18 protein-coding genes, 1 tRNA gene and 1 pseudogene are annotated in these 24,392 nt (G+C 44.1%); 10 read left to right on the top strand and 10 right to left on the bottom strand.

All coding sequences use genetic code 11. The features are described from left to right. The first annotated feature begins 8 nt into the window (after nt 1-8). Nucleotides 9-1,142, top strand: coding sequence for an AAA family ATPase (locus TPSD3_RS04055; protein WP_086487295.1), 1,134 nt, complete (start codon nt 9-11; stop codon nt 1,140-1,142). Beyond that, complete coding sequence (locus TPSD3_RS04050; RefSeq protein WP_086487294.1) at nt 1,132-1,809, top strand: DUF4276 family protein; 678 nt, start codon at nt 1,132-1,134, stop codon at nt 1,807-1,809. The genes TPSD3_RS04055 and TPSD3_RS04050 overlap by 11 nt, the downstream gene beginning before the upstream one ends. Nucleotides 1,810-1,817: 8 nt before the next feature. Here TPSD3_RS04050 and TPSD3_RS04045 read toward each other — a convergent pair whose 3' ends face one another. Beyond that, nucleotides 1,818-2,102, bottom strand: coding sequence for a KilA-N domain-containing protein (locus tag TPSD3_RS04045; RefSeq protein WP_280938409.1), 285 nt, complete (start codon nt 2,100-2,102; stop codon nt 1,818-1,820). 382 nt (nt 2,103-2,484) lie between these two features. On the opposite strand from TPSD3_RS04045, the gene der reads away from it, so the two are divergent. Further along, nucleotides 2,485-3,900, top strand: coding sequence for a ribosome biogenesis GTPase Der (der, locus tag TPSD3_RS04040; protein ID WP_086487292.1), 1,416 nt, complete (start codon nt 2,485-2,487; stop codon nt 3,898-3,900). A 15-nt stretch (nt 3,901-3,915) separates the two neighbouring features. On the opposite strand, the gene TPSD3_RS04035 is transcribed toward der, so the two are convergent. Continuing rightward, entirely contained in the window at nt 3,916-4,359 is a 444-nt protein-coding gene (locus tag TPSD3_RS04035) for a DUF2141 domain-containing protein (protein ID WP_086487291.1), read from the bottom strand. Between the two features lie 27 nt (nt 4,360-4,386). After that, nucleotides 4,387-6,981, bottom strand: a complete 2,595-nt coding sequence (locus TPSD3_RS04030) for a circularly permuted type 2 ATP-grasp protein (protein WP_086487290.1) — start codon at nt 6,979-6,981, stop codon at nt 4,387-4,389. Between the two features lie 142 nt (nt 6,982-7,123). Between TPSD3_RS04030 and TPSD3_RS04025 the strand changes: the two are divergent. Then, a pseudogene (locus tag TPSD3_RS04025) lies at nt 7,124-8,385 on the top strand (ammonium transporter). Nucleotides 8,386-8,444: 59 nt separating this feature from the next. Here the strand turns inward: TPSD3_RS04025 and TPSD3_RS04020 are convergent. Continuing rightward, the gene (locus TPSD3_RS04020; RefSeq protein ID WP_086487289.1) at nt 8,445-11,483 is read right to left on the bottom strand and encodes an SDR family oxidoreductase; all 3,039 of its coding nucleotides are present in this window, start codon (nt 11,481-11,483) and stop codon (nt 8,445-8,447) included. Between the two features lie 24 nt (nt 11,484-11,507). Further along, nucleotides 11,508-13,022 carry a type I polyketide synthase gene (locus tag TPSD3_RS04015; protein WP_086487288.1) on the bottom strand — a complete coding sequence of 505 codons (1,515 nt, stop codon included), beginning with the start codon at nt 13,020-13,022 and terminating at the stop codon, nt 11,508-11,510. Nucleotides 13,023-13,285: 263 nt separating this feature from the next. Between TPSD3_RS04015 and TPSD3_RS04010 the strand changes: the two genes are divergently transcribed. Beyond that, entirely contained in the window at nt 13,286-13,594 is a 309-nt protein-coding gene (locus TPSD3_RS04010; RefSeq protein ID WP_086487287.1) for a helix-turn-helix domain-containing protein, read from the top strand. A gap of 66 nt (nt 13,595-13,660) precedes the next feature. Here TPSD3_RS04010 and TPSD3_RS18295 read toward each other — a convergent pair whose 3' ends face one another. Further along, on the bottom strand, nt 13,661-14,197 hold the full coding sequence (locus tag TPSD3_RS18295; RefSeq protein WP_086487286.1) for an REP-associated tyrosine transposase: 537 nt from the start codon (nt 14,195-14,197) through the stop codon (nt 13,661-13,663). A gap of 726 nt (nt 14,198-14,923) precedes the next feature. On the opposite strand from TPSD3_RS18295, the gene TPSD3_RS04000 reads away from it, so the two are divergent. Further along, nucleotides 14,924-17,479, top strand: coding sequence for a fibronectin type III domain-containing protein (locus TPSD3_RS04000; protein ID WP_086487285.1), 2,556 nt, complete (start codon nt 14,924-14,926; stop codon nt 17,477-17,479). 35 nt (nt 17,480-17,514) lie between these two features. Here the strand turns inward: TPSD3_RS04000 and TPSD3_RS17435 are convergent, their stop codons facing one another. Both TPSD3_RS17435 and TPSD3_RS03995 read right to left on the bottom strand, forming a co-directional pair. Beyond that, nucleotides 17,515-17,664 (bottom strand): hypothetical protein, encoded by a 150-nt coding sequence (locus tag TPSD3_RS17435; protein ID WP_176329714.1) that lies wholly within the window; start codon nt 17,662-17,664, stop codon nt 17,515-17,517. Nucleotides 17,665-18,144: 480 nt separating this feature from the next. Next, nucleotides 18,145-18,600: an FxsA family protein gene (locus TPSD3_RS03995; RefSeq protein ID WP_086487284.1), complete on the bottom strand. Its 456-nt coding sequence runs from the start codon at nt 18,598-18,600 to the stop codon at nt 18,145-18,147. Nucleotides 18,601-18,774: 174 nt separating this feature from the next. Here TPSD3_RS03995 and ispA point away from each other — a divergent pair, with 174 nt between their 5' ends. Both ispA and TPSD3_RS03985 read left to right on the top strand, forming a co-directional pair. Further along, nucleotides 18,775-19,671: a (2E,6E)-farnesyl diphosphate synthase gene (gene ispA, locus TPSD3_RS03990; protein ID WP_086487283.1), complete on the top strand. Its 897-nt coding sequence runs from the start codon at nt 18,775-18,777 to the stop codon at nt 19,669-19,671. Between the two features lie 48 nt (nt 19,672-19,719). Beyond that, a complete protein-coding gene (locus tag TPSD3_RS03985; protein WP_086487282.1) occupies nt 19,720-22,515 on the top strand; it encodes an Hsp70 family protein in 2,796 nt (931 codons plus the stop codon). A 96-nt stretch (nt 22,516-22,611) separates the two neighbouring features. On the opposite strand, the gene TPSD3_RS03980 is transcribed toward TPSD3_RS03985, so the two are convergent. Continuing rightward, a complete protein-coding gene (locus TPSD3_RS03980; RefSeq protein ID WP_086487281.1) occupies nt 22,612-22,935 on the bottom strand; it encodes a hypothetical protein in 324 nt (107 codons plus the stop codon). Between the two features lie 124 nt (nt 22,936-23,059). Here TPSD3_RS03980 and TPSD3_RS03975 point away from each other — a divergent pair, with 124 nt between their 5' ends. Further along, a complete protein-coding gene (locus TPSD3_RS03975) occupies nt 23,060-23,860 on the top strand; it encodes a LysR family transcriptional regulator (RefSeq protein ID WP_086487280.1) in 801 nt (266 codons plus the stop codon). A gap of 90 nt (nt 23,861-23,950) precedes the next feature. On the opposite strand, the gene TPSD3_RS03970 is transcribed toward TPSD3_RS03975, so the two are convergent. Beyond that, nucleotides 23,951-24,024 (bottom strand) — tRNA-Gly (locus tag TPSD3_RS03970). Nucleotides 24,025-24,097: 73 nt separating this feature from the next. Here TPSD3_RS03970 and thiS point away from each other — a divergent pair. Then, nucleotides 24,098-24,298 (top strand): sulfur carrier protein ThiS, encoded by a 201-nt coding sequence (gene thiS, locus TPSD3_RS03965; protein WP_086487279.1) that lies wholly within the window; start codon nt 24,098-24,100, stop codon nt 24,296-24,298. Nucleotides 24,299-24,392: the final 94 nt, after the last annotated feature.

The following is a 24,392-nucleotide window of genomic DNA, read 5'->3' as shown; positions in this document are numbered from 1 at the left end:
AAAAACACATGAAAGGCGCAATCAAAAAAATCAGCATTAGCGGCTTTAAATCCATTCGAGAATTAGAGAAGTTGGAATTTCGTGATTTGAATATCATTATCGGTGCAAATGGTGCGGGTAAGAGTAATCTCGTGCAAATTTTTAAGTTGCTGATGGCGATGACGCAGAAGAATTTTCAGAAATTCATTCTGGAAAACGGCGGCGCAGATAATTTTTTGCACAACGGACTTAAGCACACATCGGCAATCAAGCTAAAATTTGAGTTCCAGTCGCACAGCGATCATGCCGAAGGTTCAAACTTCTATCGTTGTGAATTGACTCCTACCGTTAATGAGACCTTTCTAATTAGTGAAGAAAGACAGAATTTCAAATATAACACGCATTCTTACGGTACTCCCTCTCAAGAAAGCCGCTTATATGATAAGTGCGATGAAAATGCCGCTACAGATCATGGGAATGGTGTGGGCTATTTTGTTTACAAATCCATTTCAAATTGGATGGTGTATCACTTCCACGACACCAGCGTAACCGCACCCATGCGCCGTTCGGAGATTGTCGAAGATAACAAGTATCTTCGTCACAACGGCAGCAATATCGCACCGTTTTTGTTAAAGCTGAAAACCAACGAACAAGATCAGAAATGTTATCAGGAAATCGTTGATGCAACTCGCTTAATTATTCCATTTTTCGATGATTTCAAACTAGATATTATGCAATTTGGCGAAGCGGAAAAGGTTAAGTTAAGCTGGCATCAAAAAGGCTCTGATTTTCCCATGCAGCCATATCATCTGTCAGACGGTTCTATCCGTTTTATTTGTCTGGCAACGGCACTTTTGCAGCCTTCCCCGCCATCAACTATCGTGATTGACGAACCTGAATTGGGCTTGCATCCTGAAGCCATCCGCATTCTGGGCGAACTCATCACCGATGCTGCCAAGCGTACCCAAATTGTTGTTGCTACCCAGTCGCCGTTACTGATAGATCAGTTTGCAATTGAAGACATCCTTGTGGTGAACCGCAAAGAGGGGCAATCTACCTTTGAGCGATTGCAAGCCGAAGATTTCAGCGTATGGCTGGAAGAATACTCGATTGGTGAACTCTGGACTAAAAATGTGATTCAGGGAGGCAGCAATGACGAGTAATTATACGGAAGTAATTGTGTTAGTCGAGGGGCCAACAGAGCAGCTATTTGTAAAGAAACTGCTGGCACCTTATTTAGCGGGATATGCTGTGTATCTGACCCCCATTATTTTGAGCAAATCCGGAGAAAAAGGGGGAGATGTTAAATTCGCACGTGCTAAAAACGACATCGGGAATCACTTGAAACAACAACGGGGTACTTGGATAACGCTGTTGATTGATTACTATGGCATTGATTCGGATTGGCCGGGTTATAATGAGTCGAAAAAAGCAGCAGATCACCGCGCAAAAGCCAACATCATGATGCAGGCGACAGCAAAAAAAGTGCAAAACCTCTTTTCAGATTATCGTCCAGAAACACGTTTCATTCCCTACGTTTCTATGCACGAACTCGAAGCACTCTACTTCAGTGATGCCGCTTGTTTGGCGGAAAAATTGGCTGTACAGCAAGCGGAAATAGATAAGATTCTTGAGCAATGTGGTGAGCCAGAAAAAATCAATGACGATGTTGAGACCGCGCCTTCCAAAAGACTAGCAAAGCTATCTACCCGTTTTAAAAAAACGACTACAGGTATTGCCATTGCTGAGGCTATCGGCATACAAGAGATGCGTGATGCCTGCCCGTTATTTAATGATTGGCTTAAAACATTGGAAGAATTGGGGCAATGATTTCCTGATTATCCCATCTTTAGTGAAGTAGGGTGCATAAGGCGTAAGCCGTCATGCACCAATAATATCAACATGCGAATGCCATTAGTGCGCTGCCCCCACATTTTTACTGATAAAGTGAATCTGTTCAGTCCTGCTTGCGATTTAATTCCATCGAATTCGAGGGAGTTAAAATTAGGATTGTTTAACTTTTCCCAAATGCCTAAAAATTCAACGGTATTTTTATTACGAAGCCATGCCTCGATAAGTGTTGACCCTCCATCAAAGCCACTGACCATATCCGTCAAACTGATGTAGTCTTCATCGAAAAGGAAGCGTGAAGGGTACTGCTACACGACATTATAGCTGCTCATGTTGTAAACACAGCGGCTTGATTTTTCTTTTCTACCTGATAAAGAACAAGTGATTGATTTATTAGGGAAAATTTGCGTGGTGAGTGTGGAGACGGTAGGGGTTTTGCGGGAGATGGGGGAATGATTAAGAAGGTTTTCCTCGTCTCCACATGCCATGCGGGAATGAGGCAACGAGATAAAAAATGTTATGAACGATCTCACTTTACTATATCATGATAATTTCATTTATCTCACGACTTAGCTAAAAATACAAAAAAATGTGTAGAATATTAATATATCTACCATTGAAACCTTATTGAATTAATCGAGTACCTCTCCCACCATGTTGCCTGTTATTGCTCTTGTTGGCCGACCGAATGTTGGCAAATCTACCTTGTTTAATGTCCTGACGCGCAGTCGAGATGCGTTGGTTGCCGATCAGCCCGGTTTGACGCGAGATCGCAAATTTGGGCGTGGGCGTTTTGACGAACAAAGCTATTTTGTCATTGACACGGGAGGCTTGGCCGAGACAGAAGAAGTGATTGTCACACACATCAGCCAACAAGTAGATGTGGCAATCAGCGAATCTGATGCCATTTTATTTATTGTCGATGCCCGTCAAGGATTAACGGCTGCTGATGAATTGATTGCCCAGCGTTTACGTTCAGCGAATAAGCCTGTTTACCTTGCCATCAATAAAACCGAATATTTGAACAATGCCACGGCCAGTGCGGAATTTTATGAATTGGGTTTTGCTTCGGTCTTTGCCATTTCAGCTACGCACCGTCATGGCGTACAAGATTTGATCGAAACGATTTTAAAAGATTTACCCGATGATGGTTTAGAAGATCGCCCATTACCGGCTGCGGCGGTGTTTGATGAGGATACAGACAGTATTCATTTAGCCATTGTGGGACGGCCGAATGTGGGTAAATCCACGCTGGTCAATCGCCTACTTGGTTATGAGCGGGTGATCACTTACGATCAACCCGGTACCACTCGTGACAGCATCTATGTCCCATTAACCCGTGATGGACAAAATTACACCTTGATCGACACTGCGGGAGTGCGGCGACGTGCCAGAGTACATGAGACCATTGAAAAATTCAGTATTGTCAAAACCTTACAGGCGATTGAAGATGCCGATGTGGTGGTTTTACTGATCGACGCACAAGAAGGCATTACGGATCAGGATGCCAATTTATTAAGCGAAGTGGTTGAAGCGGGTTGTGGTTTAGTGATTGCGGTGAACAAGTGGGACGGTTTGACTCCTTACCAACGCGAACAAGTGCGTCATGGACTTAGTCGTAAACTGCATTTTATTGATTTTGCGAAAATTCATTTTATTTCCGCGCTGCATGGCAGTGGTGTGGGCTTATTATTCGAGTCGGTGAATCGGGCGTGGCAATCGGCCAGTGAACAAATTGCCACTTCACGCTTAAATCAATTGTTAGAACAAGCGGTGATAGCGCATCCGCCGCCATTGGTGCGGGGGCGACGTATTAAACCGCGATTTATGCACCAAAGCGGTACTTTTCCCCCGACTTTTGTCGTTCATGGCAACCAAGTCAATGCCATGCCAGACGCTTATCAACGTTATTTGCTTAATGTCATTCGAGACACGTTTAAACTCGAAGGTACGCCATTGCGTTTAGAAGTGAAACAAGGCGAAAACCCCTTCGCAGGGCGTAAAAATATGCTCACTCCTCGTCAAATGAGACGGCGTAAGCGTTTAATGAAACACGTTAAAGGCAAATAATCACGCCAACGTCTTTTATTTTACGTCAATCTCTACTTCCACATTCTCTTCTTCCACGGTAAACGCCGCTTGCGCAAACCGTGGTGAACCCAACGTAGAGCGGGCATTGTTGCTAAAACCATACAACTCAGTAGGAATGCCCGCAAAATTCCGATCTAATACACCGTTATTATTGGCATCATGAAAAACAGCAATCGCATAAGTCCCCGCAACAACACCACTAAATGTTAAAGCCGCCTCGCCCGTCGTCACTGCTACGGCTTGTCGTTGTACGCTGTCGGTGAGGCGATTGGGAAATGACTCTGCTTTGTCGAATAACGCGGCTCGTACTTGTCCTGTCATTTGCGTGATTCCCGTCACAATCAAGTTAACATCCGCAGCATACACGGGAAAAGTCCAACTGCCTAAGAAAATAACCGCACTTAAATAACTACTGGTTTTTCTTAATTTGTTTAACATGACATTCTCCTTAATGGAACTGAGGTTTTAAATTTCTTCTGCTTCTTCCGTACTGACCTCTGCGGCCAAGCCGACTAATTGACGCGGTTGCTCCGCATGGCTAAAGTAACTGTTCGTAATGGCATCGGATAAACCCGGTAATAAACGCCCCAAACGCACCAATAATTGATCCAAATCGCGTCGAAATTGATCTTCCGAAGGTTTGGCCAACACATCGACAACACTTAAACGAACTTGTGTCAAGGCCTCCAAAATCAAGCGACCTTCCGCATAGTGATAAGGATTTTCCTCTTCTCGATGCAGCGTTTTAATATATTCGCGCAACCGTTTTAAATTAAAACCAATAGAACGCGGATTAAATTCGCTTTGCAATAATAATTCTAAAGTGGCATTCACTTGTAAATGCGAACGATAACGCCGCCGATAAGTTAATAAACTATCCGTGATATTTAATAAATGCTCTAATAACGTCGATTCATCACTATTCACCGTGGATAAGGTGGCGCGTAATAAATTGGTGGTGTAATGGCTGCGCTCCAACGCACGCCCTAACATTAAAAATCGCCATCCTTGCTCATGCGTCATGCTTTCCACGCTCATGCCCGAAAATGCAGCCAGCGAAATAATTAAATTATCTAATTCCTGTAAAACATCACTCAATTGCAACGACGTTTCCCGTTGCAACGCGGACAATTCCTCATGAATATTATTAATCACGCGCCACATATCAGGAGACACCCGCTCCCGCACCGAATAAGCCGCATTTAACAACGCCTGTAACGTCGAAGACAAACTGCCTAAACGATTTTTATCTAGGAAAACGGAGAGTAATTCAGTTTCTGGATTTTTTAGCTGAGTTTCATCACCGATAAAGCCGGGGTAAGTTTCCGTCAAATACGTCACGGCACGCAATAAAGTATGCAAACAAGCGTGATTTTGCGCTGCAGGAAAATCATAAGGTTCTGATAACGATAACAACACGGCACGCAATAAGCGAATTGTTCCCTCTGCCCGCTCGGCATAGCGTCCCAACCAAAATAAATTCTCCGCCACGCGGCTGGGCAATTCTCCTTGTGATTCAAACACCACACGGGCTTCACTGGCGGGATTGAGCAGGGTCACTTCTCGTTCTGGTTCAGAAGCCAAAACCCACGTATCTTTACTAATACCGCTGCTTTGACTGGTGATCATGGCACTTTCGTCAGAGGACATCACCCGCGTCAAGCCACCGGGCATCGCCACATAACCTTGTTCATTGGACACCAAAAAACTACGCAAAATCATTTGGCGCGGCTCTAAACGGCCATTAACAAATACGGGAGCAGTGGCGCGAGTCATTTCTTCCGTACCAACAAACCAAGTGGGCTGGGCTTTAATTTGTTCACTCAACAATTCCCGTTGCTTGCTGCTGAGTAAACGTCCGCGCACAGCGGGCTTATTGGGTAAATGGGCGATGCGTTTAATCACCAATTTATCCATATTCGCCAGCACATGTTGCAAAGACAGACGATCTCCACACCACCACGTTTGCGGCGAGGGCAAATGTAAATCTTCGCCTAAAAAATGCCGCGCCAATTGCGGGAGATACGCCAATAAACCGGGATTTTCCAACAAACTACTGCCCAACGGATTGGCTAATGACACATTCCCCATGCGCATCGCCTGCACCAAACCCGCAACGCCTTGAAACGAATCTGGACGCAACTCCAGCGGATCGCACATAAAATCATCAACCCGCCGCAAAATCACATCCACCGGTTGCAAACCATCCAACGTTTTTAAACGCACCCGGCCATCACGCACCGTTAAATCCGCGCCTTGCACTAAGGTATAACCTAAGTATTTGGCCAAATAAGCATGTTCAAAATAACTTTCATCGGTTGGCCCCGCACTCAATACAACAATACGATGATCATCCCGCGCTGACATTGCGGCTAATGTATTGCGTAAGGTGCGAAAAAATAAGGCCAAACGGTGAACATGCGAATCCCGAAATAAACTGGGTAATATCCGCGACATCACCAAACGATTTTCTAAGGCATAACCTGCGCCGGTTGGGGCTTGCGTGCGGTCAGCCAACACCCAAAATTGACCATCACTGGTGCGAATCAAATCCGCTGCATAAAGCGGTAAACGATCCCGTTTACGGTATTGAATGCCCACACAAGGACGCAAAAAACCCGGATGTGTCGCAATTAATTCTACGGGAATTAAGCCCTTACGCAAAACTTGCCGCGTTCCGTACAAATCAGCTAAGAGCAGATTCATCAATTCAGCCCGCTGTGCCAGACCTCGTTCAATGCCTCCCCATTCTTCACTGTTGATCAGCAAAGGGATAGGGTCTAACTGCCAAGGCCGGTCTAAACCTTGCGGATCACCGAGAATATTATAAGTGACTCCGTTGTCACGCATTAATCGCCGGGCTTCTTGTGAGCGACGTTCTAATTCATCGCGTCCAAGAATTTTCAACGAACGAATTAAATACTCCCAATAGGGACGGATTTCATCCCCGTTTTGACACATTTCATCAAAGCCCGCATCACAGCGATAATGGGCGCATAGATCATCACAGGGAGAAGTTTTTTCGACAGTTTCGACGGGGTTAGATTCTGCTTTGTCCATATTGAGTGAGTAGGCTTGAAGGCTAAAGGGTGGGATTGGGTCAAATTCAGAGTCAGACAAATGTTAGCACAAGCAGGTGTCGTATGATCGATTAATTTTGCTATAGTAGTCACAATTTTATTATTAATACGGAGAGTTAATAATGGTGGAATTAAAATATGCAATGAACACTTTATATGTGCTGGGTGCAGGCATTTTAGTGATGTTTATGGCGTTGGGATTTGCCATGTTAGAAGCGGGTTTAGTGCGGGCTAAAAATACCGTAGAAATTTTGACTAAAAATGTAACCTTATATGCGTTGGCTTGTTTTGTTTACATGATAGTGGGTTATAACGTGATGTTTCCCGGTGAAGCCTATCAGGGCGAAATTTGGCCGACTTTACGTTTTTTATTGGGAAATGAACATGATGTGGGTCAAGTGTTTAGTGGGGGGAGAATGCGCCGCTTTATTCTTTGCGGGCGGAATTCTTTTTTCAGGTGGTTTTTGTGGCCACGGCGATGTCGGTGGTATCGGGTGCGGTGGCTGAACGCATGAGTTTATGGGCATTTTTATTTTTTGCGGTGGTGATGACGGGATTTATTTACCCGATTCAAGGTTTTTGGCATTGGGGGGGTGGTTTTTTACAACAAATGGGTTTTATTGATTTTGCGGGATCAGCGGTGGTACATGTGGTGGGCGCGACGGCGGCATTGGCAGGAGTGTTACTTTTAGGTCCGCGTTTGGGTAAATATTTGCCGAATGGGCGTGTCCGCCCCATGCCCGGTGCGAATTTACCTTTAGCGACATTGGGGACGATTATTTTATGGTTTGGTTGGTTTGGTTTTAATGGTGGCTCACAATTAGCCATTGCATCGATTATGGATGCCAATACCGTTGCGGCCGTTATTGTTAATACTAATATGGCCGCAGTGGGTGGCGTTATTACGGCAACATTTTTTGCGCGGATTTTATTTGGTAAAGCCGATTTAACGTTAATTTTAAATGGTGCATTAGCGGGATTGGTTGCGATTACGGCCAGTCCTGATACGCCTTCGCCGTTAATGGCGACTTTTATTGGTGGCATGGGCAGTTTATGTGCTGTTTCATCTATATTGCTTTTAGATAAATTAAAAATTGATGATCCCGTAGGCGCAATTTCCGTGCATGGAGTATCAGGTATTTGGGGAATTATGGCAGTGCCATTTTCTTGCGCGACGGCTCATTTTACCACGCAATTTTTAGGCTTATTAACCATTATGTTATGGGTATTTAGCGTTAGTTTATTGGTTTGGTGGTTAATTAAAAAAGCGGTGGGGCTGCGCGTGTCTGAACACGATGAACGCGAAGGGATTGATATAGCCGAATGTGGTATTGAAGCCTATCCTGAATTTACGACAACGCAATCTTATGAAGGGGATCGTTAATTCTAAATTTCGCTATGAATGGGGACGCAATGCGCCCCCTGAAATAATGAAGAATTTTTCTATAATTCTCCCTCTTCCCAATCGTTATTGTCGAGAGAACGATCAGGCTTTTCTCCGCGTAATGTTTTAATTTGTTCAGCCATATCAGCAACAAAAGGCGCGTTAAATAAATCGGTTAATGACAATTCAATATGGAATGATTTGCGAATATGGGTGATCAATTGCGTCATTAATAATGAATTGCCACCCAATTCAAAGAAATTATCATAAATGCCAATTGGATCAATGCCTAATAATCCCTGCCATAATCGCGCCATATTGGCTTCAATGTCATCGCGTGGCGCGTGATAATCGGTCATTAAATGCGGGCGATTATTTTTTGCCGTCGTGTCAAAAGAAATCGCGCCCGCGTCACTCGTATCCGTTTCTACCCATTGTGAAATACGTGAGTTTAAATCACCTGTTGAAACAATCAGTTGTCGATGATTTTTGTATAAAAGAGCCGTTTGCAAGGCTTTTAAGCCTTCATGGCACTGCATGGCTAAGGCTTCTAAACTGGCACCGACTTTGCCGCTGTCGTGTTCTTGTGTTTCAAACGCCCAACCATCCCAATTGACGCTTAACCAATGATTTTTTGTGTCACACTGCTGGGCAACCGCATCTAAAACGCAGTTCCCCGCCGCATACGCGCCAAAACCCAAGCCACCTAATATTGAAGACAGAGAAGAAAAAAGCATCACAAAATCAATGGGTTCATCACGTAAAACTTGAGATAAAGCCAAAATACCGTATAATTTACCTTGAAAATGTTTTTCACAATAATCCCGATCCGTTTGGGCAATTAAGCGAATGGACTCATCTCCCACCAGTCCCGCCGCATGAAACACACCATCAAGTCGCTTAAAACGTTGTTTAGCTTGAGAAATGGCTTGTTGTAAGGCTTGCGTATCGGCCACATCTCCTGTCATCAATTCGTAATCCCCGCCCAAAGATCGAATATTTTGCAAACGAGTGATCACTTGATAATTGGGATCATCGGGTTTATTTTTACTTAAATAATCAGTCCATTGCGAAGAGTCAGGTAAAGTTCTACGGCTTAATAGCACACATTTGGCGTGAACCCGCTCTGCTAAAAATTCTGCTAATAACAAGCCAATGCGCCCTAAACCGCCCGTGATAAGGTAAACACCGTCTTGTTTCAGCCCCTCGCTGTTTTGTGCAACAGGAAGTGATACCGCAGTCACGTGCTGCTCCCAGCGATGTCCCGCACGTAAGGCAACAGTACGACGAGAATGAGAGCTGCGGCATTCATCAAGAATTTGTGCAATACAATCCACATCTGCGCCTTCGCCATCCAGATCAAGACTACTACAAATCAAATGGCTAAACTCTTGGGGAATCACTTTGAGTAAGCCTAAAACGGCTGATTTTTCAATCACTAACGATTCCGTTCCCAGCACAGATTGCATGGTGTTACTCAACACATGTAGGCGTGCGGCTTCGCCTATCCATTGTTGTGTCAGGGCTTGCATGAGGTATAACACACTGTAAAAACCATACGCCAATCCCGCGCCTTTTGGGCTGTTCACTAAGCCTGTATGCACAATATGGGTGGGAATAAAGCCCTGTTCAGCCATGTTTTGACACAGTTTAAAGTACGATTGGGGATCATCAAGCCCAATTTGATAACATTCCGCGCTCATTTTGCTAAATTCTGTGCCAAATTGCCCCCAAATTACTGCACAACCGCGGCTTTTTAGCTGTTTATACAAAGAAATAGCCACATTTGCCTTGCCAATAATTAACCAACGTTCATTGTCCGCAGGCGGAAGAGGCGCAGGAGATAAGGCGATCCGTTGCCAAGTCGGTACGTAAAACCAATCACTGATGTTTGTCTTCTTTTTGGTCTGCTGTTGTGTGACAGAAGTGGGGGTTAATGGCTTGGGATCGATCCAGTGGCGTTGCGTTTGGAAGGGATACGTGGGGAGCGGCAAACGACGACGCGACTCCAACGCAAAAAAGCCCTGCCAATCGATGTCAACCCCCGATAACCACAATTTCGCCAAAGCCGTCAATAAAGCCGCATGTTCCGATTGACCATAGCGCGGATCCAGTTGCGACGCGATAACCCGTTGTTCTCGTGACCATTTTGGATGTTGCAACACCAAAGGAGTCAACACTTGCCCCGGCCCCACTTCTAATAATAATAAATCAGGCTCGCTCAATAACGGAGTTACACTGTCGGCAAAACGCACGGGTTTTAAGGTGATTTTTTCCGCATAATAACGCGGATCAGTGGCTTCTTGCGGCGTAATCCATTGCCCTGTCACACCCGACAGCCACGCGGTTTGGGGCGCGTGTAAGGATACGTTTTGAAATGCGCTGTGTAATCTGGCAGCCAATGGCTCGGCTAAGGAAGAATGGAACGCCCGCTGTCCCGGTACGCGATGGCAGGGGATATTGGCTTGTTGTAAACGGGTGCTTAATGCTTCAATCGCCTCTACTGTGCCTGCGACCACGCATTGTAAGGGGCCATTGATCGCCGCGATGCTTAATGAATCTCCGTTAAGTTGTTCTTTGACTTGCTGTTCTGGCGCAGCCACGGCCAATAATGCCCCTTCGGATAAGGTTTCCATGGTCTGGCCGCTGATCACCATGATGGTCAACATGGCTTCAAGACTACATACGTAATTTAAACACGCTGCCGTGTATTCGCCACCGCTGTATCCTAACATGGCCGCAGGTTCTACGCCGCACCGCTGCCAAAATTTAGCCAGCGCGTAACCCACAACAAATAAGGCTACAGGCGCATGACGATAAGGAATACCTTGTAATCCATCACTGGGGTTGTGACTGCTGATTAAGTCGGTCAAATTAATGCCCAACGGGCGCAAATGTACTAAACAATCTTCTACAGCCTCGCGGAATAACGGCTCTTGTTGATATAAGGTATTAGCCATGCCCAAGTATTCCGCGCCCATGCCGGGAAATAAAAACGCCACGGAAGTGTTTTGTGTCACGTGCTGCGTAAATACACGTTGTGGGTTTTGCGTTTGTAGCGCATGAACCGCTTCATTGTGATCTCGACAAAGTATCACGCGACGATAAGCAAACGGATGTCGTCATACAGATAAAGTGTAAGCCATGTCGGCCAGTGGCTGTTCTGGATGGGCGATCAGGTGTTCTATGAGGCGTTCAGTCGCTTGTTGTAATGCGGTTTCGGTCTTAGCCGAAAGACAAAGTAGTTGCCATACGCGAGGCGTGTCGTTGTCGCCATCTGTATCAGGCGTAATTGCGGGGGCTTCTTCGAGAATAATATGCGCATTTGTTCCCCCAATTCCCAACGAACTCACACCCGCACGGCGCGGATTTTCTGCTTGACGCGGCCACGGTTGTAATTTGGCATTGACGTAAAACGGACTGTGGGCAAAATCAATTTTTGGATTCGCTTGTTGATAATGCAATGTAGTCGGAATGGCTTCATTTTGTAATGCGAGAACGGTTTTAATTAAACCCGCCACACCTGCTGCCGTGTCTAAATGGCCAACATTCGATTTCACCGATCCCAAGGCACAATAACGCTGGCGTTGGGTACTTTGGCGAAAGGCTTGCGTTAAAGCGGTGACTTCTATGGGATCGCCCAGTGGGGTCGCGGTGCCGTGGGCTTCGATGTAACTGATGTGGTCTGCGCTGAGGCCGGCCATTTCTAATGCGTCGGCGACGACAGCGGTTTGTCCTGCAATACTGGGCGCGGTGTAGCCGATTTTGTCCGCGCCGTCGTTGTTGACCGCAAAACCCCGAATTAAGGCGTGAATCGTATCACCATCAGCAATGGCATCGCTGAGGCGTTTTAGTAAGACTAATCCAATTCCGTTGGCATCCAGCGTGCCTTGTGATTGCGCGTCGAAAGGGCGGCAGTGACCATCAGGCGACATGATGTTGCCTGTTTGATACCAATAGCCACTGGGTTCTGTGAGTTGTACGGTGATGCCGCCAGCGATCATCATATCGGCTTGGTTGTTGAGTAGCGTTTGCGCGGCCATCGCCACGCACACCAATGAAGCTGAACATCCCGTGCTAATACAAGCACTTGGCCCAATTAAGTCAAGTTGATACGCGGCTCGCGTCGGAATAAAATCTTTGTCATTGCTCATGACGACTGACCAACCGCCAATCGTATTAATCACATCGGGATTCGGCAAAATGTTGTGCAGCAAGTAGTGATTCATGCCTGCGCCGGCGTAGATGCCAATGCGTCCATCGTAGTGATGGGGATCATAGCCGGCGTGTTCTAATACGTGCCAAGCGTGTTGTAAGAAAAGGCGATGTTGGGGGTCTAATATTTGGGCTTCGCGGGCGGAGAGGTTAAAAAATTCGGCATCAAATTGTTCTATGCCGTCGATCCAGCCAAAGGCTTTGACGTAATTTGGGTGTTGTAAAGTGGCTTCATCGATTCCAGCCGCACGCAAGGTGGCATCATCAAAAAAAGTAATGGATTCCACGCCATCGCGTAAATTCTGCCAAAAGCGTTCTAAATTATCGGCACCGGGAACTTGTAAACTCATGCCAATAATGGCGATGGGTTCTAGGGTGTCGTCTGTATTGGTATGATGGAAGGTATCGGTTGAGGTGGTCATTGTTGAGCAGAAACCTTGAGCGAGTGGAGGTAAATTCAAGTTGACCTGCTCATTTTACACGATTTGGGGGTGGATGAGGATTTTTTGGGGGGTGGAGGTTTTAAATAAGCGAGTTGCGATCTTTTCGGCTTGTGTCGCTATTAAAATACAGATTTTCAAATTTCATAGGAATATCCTCTTAACAAGATTGTAATTGAAACTGAAAGGATAAAAAGGTACACTAACAGTTATTATTTGTCAACCATAAGGATAAAATAAAAAACATGAGTTCATTTGCAGAACGATTAAAAGGGCTAATGCAACAAAAAGGCATCAGCGCAGCCAAATTAGCCGAAGCCGTAGGCTTGAAAGTCCAAGCGGTTTACAAATGGGAAAAGGGGGGAGCTATTACAATGGAAAATACTCTGAAAGTAGCACAAACATTAGGGGTTGAACCTGCGTTTTTGCTATTCGGAGTGGAAATCGAGAAAAATGAACCAATTACAGATGAGGAGCTACTAAAATTACTCCAAAATCTTGATCCCAAATACAGATTAGCTTTATACAATATTATTAAAGGGTTACAAAAGTAAAAAAGCCCTTTCCCCTCGTTCCCACATGCCATGTGGGAATGCAGTCCAGACGCGCCGCGTCATGAATCAACACCATTCTGTATAAACAGGAATCAAGCCTTCCCTATTTGCATAATTTCTTGCACTAGAATATCGCCAGTCAGTGGGATTATCTACATAACCACGTTTCACTGGATTATAATGAATATAGTCTATTTTTTGCCGCAAGATTGCTTCGTTTTCAATGAGTTGAGGATGACTTCCTTCTTCCCAAACTTGATAATCTCTGTCTTTTTTGTGTAATCGTTTGTGAAAGGCTAATTTTTGTAAGATTTTATTGGCTTGTTGTTGTTTTAAACAATCAATTAAAGCTCTTGCTGTATGGGCTTTAAAGCTGTTTATGATTTTGCCGAGATTCTCTGCTTGCATAATACAGTGCAAATGGTTTTCTAAAATGACATAAGCATATAGTCGTAGGTTTTGATGTCGCTGGTGGTAACGCAATGAATCTAAGATAATTTGAGTGGTAACGGGACGTGTGAATAGGGGTATCCATTCGTTGACGGTGCAGGTGAGAAAGTGGGGGACTTGTTGGTCATAAATTTTGTAGCGGCTGCGTCCCACTGTTTTTGTCCTTGTTTATACTCTCGACGTGGCACGTCGTGACTGCGTTCCCACATGGCATGTGGGAACGAGATGTTTTTCCTTATTACTTAGGGGATAGGCACTTAAAATACGTCCCAATCAGAAGGCAAATCTACCCCCGCGAAAATAAGCTGTCAAGCCCTATTTTGGTATTCCCCTCTGGATCGTGATAAATGATATAACCCCCCTTTTTCATAGAGATAAAGAGGAAAAGCGAATGAAATCTCCCCGTTGCCAATCCCAAGCGATTGTAAAAAATGGTCGTATCATTCATATCATTTGTAATAAGTATTCTTTGACATGTTTAATTTTTCCTATAAATAAATTGATTTTTTTACCTTAATGTTAGTCTAATTAATTTATAAAATGACTTGTTATCATTTCTCATTTTTCATAAAAGTATCACTCATAGACTATTGTTTAGTAAGTTTATTTTTATATTTCAATCATAAAAAATAGAAATAATAAGTTTTTTTAACACAAATTTAATGCTTATTTAAGATTTGAATGTCACATTGATGTCACATTAATGACATTTTTTGTAAAAACTTACGATTCAAATAAATCGCGTTTTTTGTAATAACTGATGTAAACAGTATGATTTTTCTGGGTTGCCATAATAGGAATTCAAGTCAGGATCATCACTGGGTCTTTTTTTGCGATGCACTAGGCACACGATCTAGCTCACTTGAGAAATAACGCATCATGAAAAATAGAACCAAGTTATTACCACAACAAACCAACACCAAAAAAATACTTTCTTTATCCAGTGTCGCCTTAACTGGCTTAATTTTGTCACACACGAGTTTTGCCGCGCTCAGTCTTTGTCAATCCGCTCGTGTTTACACCGATGTGGACAATCAAACCTCAACTTGTGCTTGTTTTTCCGGCGATGAGGTAGTGTCTGAACAAACACATCACACAGAAAATAATACATTTATCTCGTCCACTATTGCCAAAAAATGCGCTGACTCATTTGATATGACCTGTGCTGAGTCGCCGACTCAGGATTTAACATACGGAACGCATTACTTTAAACACACGGGCGGCGGTGGATATTACCGATGTGATTGGAGTGAGGGCGTGGGTTTTTCCAACGCCAAACTGTATATGCCACCTCCCCCTGCACCCGAAACTGTGCAAGCCATAGCAATTTCAAGTACACAAATCGCTCTCACTTGGAAAATAAACAAAGCCAATCGGGTTCAAACGGGATTTAAAATTGAAAGTCCCGACGCAACCCTGATTCATACTACAGCGAGAATGGACACCCGTTATGAACATTCTGATTTAAAATGCGATACAACTTATGATTACGTGATTAAAGCCACTAATATTGGAGGGAATTCCATCGCCGTAGCAGTCAGTGCGACAACATTGCCTTGTTCACCGTCTGCACCGGAAGAATTGACCGCTAATGCAATATCACCTGAGCAAATCGATCTAAGTTGGACGGATACCAGTGATAATGAAGAGGGTTTTAAGGTAGAAAATGCGACAGGTTCGCTGATTTATCAGGTTGATGCTGATGAAGAAACTTATAGTCATACTGATTTAAGCTGTGGCACTACCTATGACTACGTGATTAAAGCCAGCAATGCCCATGGCGATTCAGAGGAAATCACGGCCAGTGCGACCACTTGGCCTTGTCCTGTTTTACCGCCGCCTCCACCGCCCATTCCGGTGGATTTGAGACCTGTTGCGCCTACGAATTTGGTGGCTACGGCGATTTCTGCGACTCAAATTGATTTAAGTTGGACGGATCAAAGTGAGAATGAAACTGGATTTATTCTTGAAAATCAATGGGGAACTTGGATCGATACCACACCAGCCAATCTAACCCATTACCGTCACACTGATTTAATTTGTGATACTACTTATCATTATGTCGTTAAAGCCACAAATGATGACGGTGATTCGACCGAAATCACAGCACAAGCCCATACCGCCGCTTGTCAAGTGATTCATCCAAGTCCAACGCCCAATCCGCCACCCGTCGAATTACCACCAACGGTTCAACCCAGTATACCTGTTGGGCTTGATACGGATAAAAGACAACCTTCCTTGGCGGAAGAATCGGGAATTTCGACTGTTCCGGCCTTGCCTGTTGAAACAGAACCGCCTCCATTTATTCCGCCAGTGGTGACGGAGCCTGTTGTCACAGAAGAAGAGTCATTGCCCACTGTTTCTGAAGAAAATCCTGTGATTCCAGAGATTTCTACGCCAGAAATCCCAGAAATGGTCATTCCAGAGATTTCTACGCCAGAAATCCCAGAAATGGTCATTCCAGAGGTTTCTACGCCAGAAATCCCAGAAATGGTCATTCCAGAAGTTTCTACGCCAGAAATCCCAGAAACGGTCATTCCAGAAGTTTCTACGCCAAAACACATCGTGCAAACTCTCCCTGTGTGTAAATCACAGCCCGTTCAAAAAATTTCTTGTAACGCGTATTGGCAAAATATTCACACGGATTTAATCACCAAAACAACAACCGTAGCCGATGTGATATTCAGTACGCCAGTAGAAAATAACGGTTGGTTAATTAACGCCCAATTAACAGAAACAGCCTTATTAATTGGCGGAAAATTATCAGGGACAATTGTGAATTCTGGCATCATCCGAGATGCAGAATTTGTGGGCAAACGGATACAAGGAGGATATTTAGGTGGATTCATTCAAAATAACAGCCGCGTGGCCGCATTAATTACGGATGTTCATTTTGAACCCAATAGCCTATTAATGGGGGGTTATTTAAGCGGTGTGATTCAAGGCGATCCGGTTGCGCCTGCCTTATTACAAGGTCTCACCGTGTTGCCAAAAACCCAATTATCTCATGTTATTCTGGGAGATAACGTGGTACTTGATCCCAGCGTGGTGATTGGGGTGGGGGTGCGTTTTGCGCGGGATTTAAGCTGTGGAGAAGGAAAAGAATATGCTTATTCTTTATTCACCTCATCACGTTCAGACAGTTGTTTAAAACGCCTTTCTAATTGGGTACAATTAACCGTTTCTGAAGCGCATCGGGGTCAACGTGGAGACATTGTTTTTTCTGCCGTTGATAGAACAGACAAGGCTTATACTTTTGATGGTCATGATTGGTACCTGATCGCTGTTGATACGGCTGAATTAACGGCGGCGATGTCATTTGAACAATTACCGCTGACTATCGAATTTGATTTACCGAAAATAAGTCATTTTAAAACCGTGCATATCGGTTATCGTTTAGAAAACGGTGAAATTATTTATTGGCGTTTAAAGTAAATCGGGCGGGCAATGCCCACCCGACAGCGACTGTTTTAACCTTGACCCGCTGCGGTCAAAAGCAATACAATAAGCGCGAGTAATAACGCGGAAGTGACTCCCGTTAATAAGCCTAAGCCCATGAAATTTAAGAGACTTAATATCATGGGTGAGGGTTTAAGCGTTTCTGTGGTTATACTTTTCATATTTTTTTGCAGAAAAATCAAGTTATTAGAAATTAATTCTCTATTGGCTTGATGGGATAGCGCGTTGGCGATTTTTAGCCGACCAACCCAAAGTCCTGCGCTCCTTAATGTAATATAGCTATCTTGTTTAAGAATAAAATGTTGTTTAAAAAATCGAAATAGCGGTATTAAGGCACAAAAAAGACGGCAATAAATTTGCCATCATCATCAGTTTCTGTTTCTTTGATTTTTCCATAAAGCGCGGGCATTAAATCCCATGAGGCGGGCAATTCTAAGCTGAGTTTCTGCGAATGTCAGGGCAAACTATGGCAAAAAAATGGAATTTAAGCAAAATATTAAATATTTCAAATAACCATTTGAATTATCTACATTTTTACTAAAAAATTTTTCCCGCAGAAAAGACCGAGCAAACACAGAAATAGACCGGGCAAAACAAGCGATGACCTAAAAATAGTATTCTGATTCAGATTCAGAGAAAAATTAATCTTTTTCTCGACGATAATCCCCTTCAATCACTTCATGGGATTTATTTTGGGTGGAGTGAGGATAAACTTTGGCGGTATTGAATTCAGAATTTGCTCCAATTTGACGTTTTAATTGGCGCACTAAAAAAATCCGCGTGCTAGGCAATAAACAAAAAAGTCCCAACGCATCGGTAAAAAACCCCGGCGTTAATAATAAAACCCCACCCACTAACAATAAAATACCCTCTAATAAAGAGTCCTCTGGATTTTGTCCTGCTTCTAATTGTCGCTGCAATTTGCGCACGGTGGCTAAACCTTGAATGCGCAATAAATAAGCCCCTAACACCGCAGTTAAAATAACCAGCCCAATCGTCGGCAATCCACCAATCACTTTACCCACACTAATCAATAGGTAAATCTCAACAATTGGCACCACAATAAATAACAATAATAAACGTTGAAATAAACTCATAACGTGTTATAAAATTCGGCTTGAATGAAGGCGTTTTTTGGACAGTCGGCTTTTTTGTGCCTCAGTCCAACTCTTGTGTCGTTATTTTAGCAAAATTACACCCATTTCACAGCGCGAAATTATAAAATCCGCGTTTCTTTTGCCATTTTATTGTTTCTCAACGGCTTTACTACCATGTCATTAAAAGAATTGATGCGATTTTACCAACAACGGGCGCATTGTGCCTTAGACCGCCACTTGCCCAGCGAACAGACACAACCTGACCGTTTACATCAAGCCATGCGTTATTCGGTATTAAATGGGGGCAAACGTATTCGTCCCTTATTGGTCTATTTAACGGGACAAGCCTTTGATATTAAACCAGAAATTTTAGATATTCCCGCAGTAGCGGTGGAATTGATTCATGCTTATTCCTTGATTCATGATGATTTGCCTGCGATGGATGACGACGATTTGCGGCGCGGTAAACCCACGTGTCATAAGGCATTTGATGAAGCCACCGCGATTTTAGCGGGCGATGCGTTGCAGACTTTAGCGTTCTACGTTTTAAGCGCGCCGACAAGTGACTTGTCAAGCATTGATCTCTCGGCGCGTTTGCGTATGATTGCGATTTTGGCACAAGCCAGTGGTTCGCGGGGCATGGTGGGGGGGCAGGCGATTGATATGGCCGCGACGGGACAGGTGTTAAATCTGGCTGAATTGGAAAATATGCACATTCATAAAACAGGCGCGTTAATTCGTGCCAGTGTGCAATTGGGCGCATTAACGGTGCCTGAAATGAGCGAAAGTGCATTAGCCGCTTTAGATTATTATGCGAAATGTATTGGCTTGGCGTTTCAAATTCAAGATGACATTTTAGATGTGTCGGTGAGTACGGAAATTTTAGGCAAAATGCAAGGCGCAGATCAAGCCAATCATAAACCCACTTATCCGTCTATTGTGGGATTAGAAGAATCACGCTTAATGGCAGAACAATTGGTTAAAAATGCGTTAGCCAGTTTAAGCGAATTCGATCAACGGGCTGATCCTTTACGTTGGATTGCAAAATATATTATTGAACGCGGTTATTAAGTTGATAATAGACAGCTTAATGATTTTTAAGACAATGGATAATGGACTATGTCAAATTTTTTAGTGGGTATTGATTTAGGCACAACGCAAACCGTTGTGGCGTATTGTCGTTTGCCGAATAAAGAAATACAATTATTTGACATTGAACAATGGGTGGCCGCGGGCGAATGGGCAGCGCGGCCGAGTTTGCCCTCGTGCCGTTATCATTATGCCACAGGCGAATTACACGAAACGGCAACCCAATTGCCGTGGCCGGTGTCGTCTTTATTAGCGGAGTTGCCGCCGGCGATATTTGGCGAATACGCTCAATATTTGGGATCGCAGGTGTCGGGGCGATTGGTGAGCAGTGCCAAAAGTTGGCTGTCACACGCGGGCGTGGATCGTACCGCCGCCATTTTACCGTGGGGGCATGTCACTGAAATTTCTGGTATTTCTCCCTTACACGCCAGTGCCAGTTATCTAGCGTATATACGTGCGGCGTGGGCGCGACGTTTTCCTGATGCGCCGTTGGAACAGCAGACGGTGGTTTTAACTGTGCCTGCGTCTTTTGACGAAATCGCCCGCGAATTGACGGTGATGGCGGCAAAATTGGCGGGTTTACCGTCGATTTTCTTGTTAGAAGAGCCACAAGCGGCCTGTTATGACTGGTTGGCACGCTATCAAACGCAATTGGCCACGCAATTACAAGGTTGTCGCCTGCTTTTAGTATGCGATGTGGGGGGGGGAACGACGGATTTAACGTTAATTCGCATCGATTGGCAGGAAAATACGCCTATTTTAACGCGAATTGCCGTGGGTGAGCATTTAATGTTAGGTGGGGACAATATGGATTTGCTGCTGGCACATTGGGCTGAACAGCGATTGCGTCCCGATCAAGCGCGTGCCTTGTCCCCCGCGCAATTATCGCAGTTAATTCAACAATGTAGAATCGCTAAAGAACGATTATTAGCCGAAAATGCGCCCGATTCGGCCACAGTGACGATTTTGGGTGGGGGCAGTCGTTTGGTGGCGAATGCGCAGCGGGTGACATTTACTCGTTCTGAAGTGCAAGATGCGGTATTAAATGGGTTTTTTCCTTTGGCCGCTTGGGATGAATTGCCGTTGCGACGGCGCACGGGTTTAGTCGAATTTGGTTTGCCTTATGCGGCGGATGCGGCGATCAGTCGGCATGTGTCGGCATTTTTGCGGGCGCATCAGCGAGCGGCGAGTGAGGCATTAGGTGTAGAACAAGAAGCGGATAATCCGAGTTTACCCGATGCGATATTGTTAAATGGTGGCGTGTTTCGTAGTGAGTTGACGCGGCAACGGCTTGTTGATGTTTTACAAAATTGGCGCGGTGCGACGGTGCGGGTGTTAGACAATGCCTTGCCTGATCTTGCTGTGGCACGGGGTGCGGTGGCGTATGCGCTGGCACGAGAAGGGTTGAATACATCTATTCAAGGTGGTTCGGCACGGAGTTATTTTCTGTTAGTCGCCAATGCCGTGGATACGGCTTTAACGCCGCAAGCAGTTTGTGTCTTACCCAAAGGCACGGAAGCAGGTAAAATATTACATTTGGCAGATCGGCAATTTGCTTTATCTGTAGGGCGGCCGGTGCGTTTTCATCTGGTATCTGCTAACGATGATCAGGCGTATCAAGCGGGTGAAGTGGTGTCGGTGGATGCGGTGGATTTTCACACTTTGCCGCCGTTGGTGTCGGTTTTTTCGGCGCAAGATAAACGCGGTATAAAAACCGTAGAAATTCCTGTGCAATTGCAAGCAGTATTGACTGAAGTGGGAACGCTGTCATTGTCTTGTGTTTCTCAAGGTTTAAATGCGCAACAATGGCAATTAGAATTTCAATTGCGATCAGGCATGAATGAATGGACAAGTCGTGATTTTAACCGTGCCAGTCATCCGCGTTTGAATGAGGCGATTCATCATATTGAATTATTTTACGGTTCTGCCAATGTGAATGCGGCTAAATTTAATATTAAAAATTTACGCATTGAATTAGAAAAATGTTTGGGTAAAAGAACTGATTGGGAAGTGCCTTTATTACGGGAATTAGCTGGGGTATTGTTGTCGGTAATGAATCGTCGTCGCCGCTCGGAAGAACATGAGCGAATTTGGTTTAATTTAGTGGGTTATTGTTTGCGGCCGGGGTTGGGTTATCCTTTAGACGATTGGCGTATGGAGCAGTTGTGGCCGTTGTATGCGCAAGGGGTGCAATATGCCACGCAAGCCGCGGTGTGGATGGAATGGTGGACGCTGTGGCGACGGGTGGCCGGCGGACTCCCTGCTGAAGCACAACAGCAAATTGCCCATGAATTATTACCGTGGTTGTTGCCCTTGCCTAAATCGGCCAGTAAAAAGCAAGTCGATTTATTAAAACGCCGTGGTTATGAATCGATGATGCGTTTATTTGCGGTATTAGAATCGATTAATACGGAAGATAAAAAAGTTATTGGAGAGTTATTATTGTCTATGATTGAAACGGGATTATCGCAGGATTATTTATTTTGGTGTTTAGGTCGATTAGGCAGCCGATCTCCTGTGCATGGCAGTGCGCATAGTATTATTGCGGTGGAAGTGGTGGAAAATTGGTTAATACGTTTATTAAAATTGAATTGGAAAAAACAGCCCAATATTGCTTTTACAGCCGTTTTATTATCCCGTTTAACAGGAGATCGCGCACGAGATATTCACGAGTCTTTACGCACGCAAATCATCACCCATTTAGATCAGGTAAATGCGCCCGAATCCTGGCGCAATATGGTACAAGAAATGACCCATCTAGCCGATTCAGATCAACAACAAGTCATTGGGGAAAGTTTGCCGCCGGGGTTGCGGATGTTGGGGTGAGGAGGGTAAAAAGGGGCGCAGGGAGAGGATTGCGCCCTGTATTATTTGCATGAAACACTGATTCATTCCGACCAATATTTGTATTTTCCTTATGTGTCAACAGCGATACGCCCAAGCCGTGACATAAGTGCCTTCTGTACTCGAATAGCGGTGTGTTTCGACTACAATATGGGAGGCGTTTAAAATTTCGGCTTGATACAAGGCTTCGTCCAATGCTCGTCGCATTCCTTCGCGTTGTTTGACATCTGCGGGAGCTGCCCCACTGACATGTCCTACTTGTGCGCAGACGTTCTCATCCACCGATTTTGCCACGCGAATCTGGGTGGGATGTAAACTGTCTCGTTTGCCACAGGCACTTGAAGCCAAAGCTAAAATACCAAATAAAGTCAAAAAAATTAAATAATTTCGTTTCAATCGCATGATGAATACCGTTATTAATCGCTTGTAAAAATGATAGGTTATTCTGTAAGGATAATGATAAAATTTCAATCGCTAAATTGAGCTAAAATGGTTTATTATTCTGGAATGAGTGGAGCATTGAGTCATGAAAATATTGAGTATGATGTGGTTACATCGTGAGGGAAAAAATTTTTTAGGCCCAAAACGATTTGAATTGCTAAAAAAGATACATGAATATGGTTCATTATCCAAAGCTGCCCAAGCCTTAGGATTTCCCTATAAATCTGCTTGGGATATGATAGAGAAAATGAATCAATTATCTCCTACTCCTTTAGTCTGTCGCGCTCGCGGCGGTAAAGAAAAAGGTGGCACAGAACTTACGCCATTTGCTATGGCATTACTAGAAGAATGGGCGCAATTAGAACAAGAACATCGACATTATTTAACCACATTAGAATCGCGTTTGATGGCATTGGAAAATCGATTTTTGGCAACATTCTCTGTTGAGAATAGAAACGAATATTGTCGATTTGAAGGAATTATTCAGAATTGGTCAGAAAATGAATCTGAGTGGGTGATTTATCTTGATGTCAGTGCGCAAAATTTATTAACAGTGACACTTAATAAAACGGCTTTGAATCCGTTAATTTTGGAAAAAGAAAAACCTATTGTTGCTCTTATTCCAATAACGTCACTGGTTTTATTGCCTAAAAATGTTTCTTTTGGCATTTACCCACATAATTGTTTTAGTGGTGAGATAATTGAAATTTCTTATTGTCAGGCATCTGCGCAGGTTATGGTAAGTGTGGATCAGAATAATTGGGGTAAAATTAGTTTACCTATATCACACGATACCATTAAACAATTTAATTTAAAACAAGGCGATGCCGTTAATGTGTTATTTGATACTCATTGCGTTTTTTTGGCGACGCATTTACTTAAATAGATTTCTTTATCAAGAAAAAAGGAAAACTGAGGGAAAACTGAGAAATTGCAACAAATTTGCAACAAGATATAATGAGGGTAAGCTAAGTCTTGGAGCGGGTGATGGGAATCGAACCCACGCTATCAGCTTGGGAAGCTGAAGTTCTACCATTGAACTACACCCGCATAAGGAGGAGAACTGAACAATAAGACCCAGAATTATACTAATACTAACCTCTTTTGTCAACTAGGAATACTTATGGAAATACTTTTAAACGGCCAACCACATCAAATCCCAAGCCCTTGTACGCTGTCCTTACTTTTGCAACAACTTTCGCTGCAAAATAAACGACTTGCCGTAGAAATCAACCTCAACATCGTCCCCCGCAGTGAATACGAATTACGAGAATTACACGCGGGGGATCGGGTGGAAATTGTCCACGCAATTGGTGGGGGTTAAAAGTAATCGCGTAAGCATCCCTATCCGTGATTGAAAATGACTACAACAGACTCGCCAGTGCTTTCTTATATTCGGCGTGACCATGAACCAAAAG

Source organism: Thioflexithrix psekupsensis, assembly GCF_002149925.1.
Taxonomy (GTDB): domain Bacteria; phylum Pseudomonadota; class Gammaproteobacteria; order Beggiatoales; family Beggiatoaceae; genus Thioflexithrix; species Thioflexithrix psekupsensis.
The sequence above is the reverse complement of the archived record's forward strand: the minus strand, read 5'-3'. Positions and strand labels throughout refer to the sequence as shown.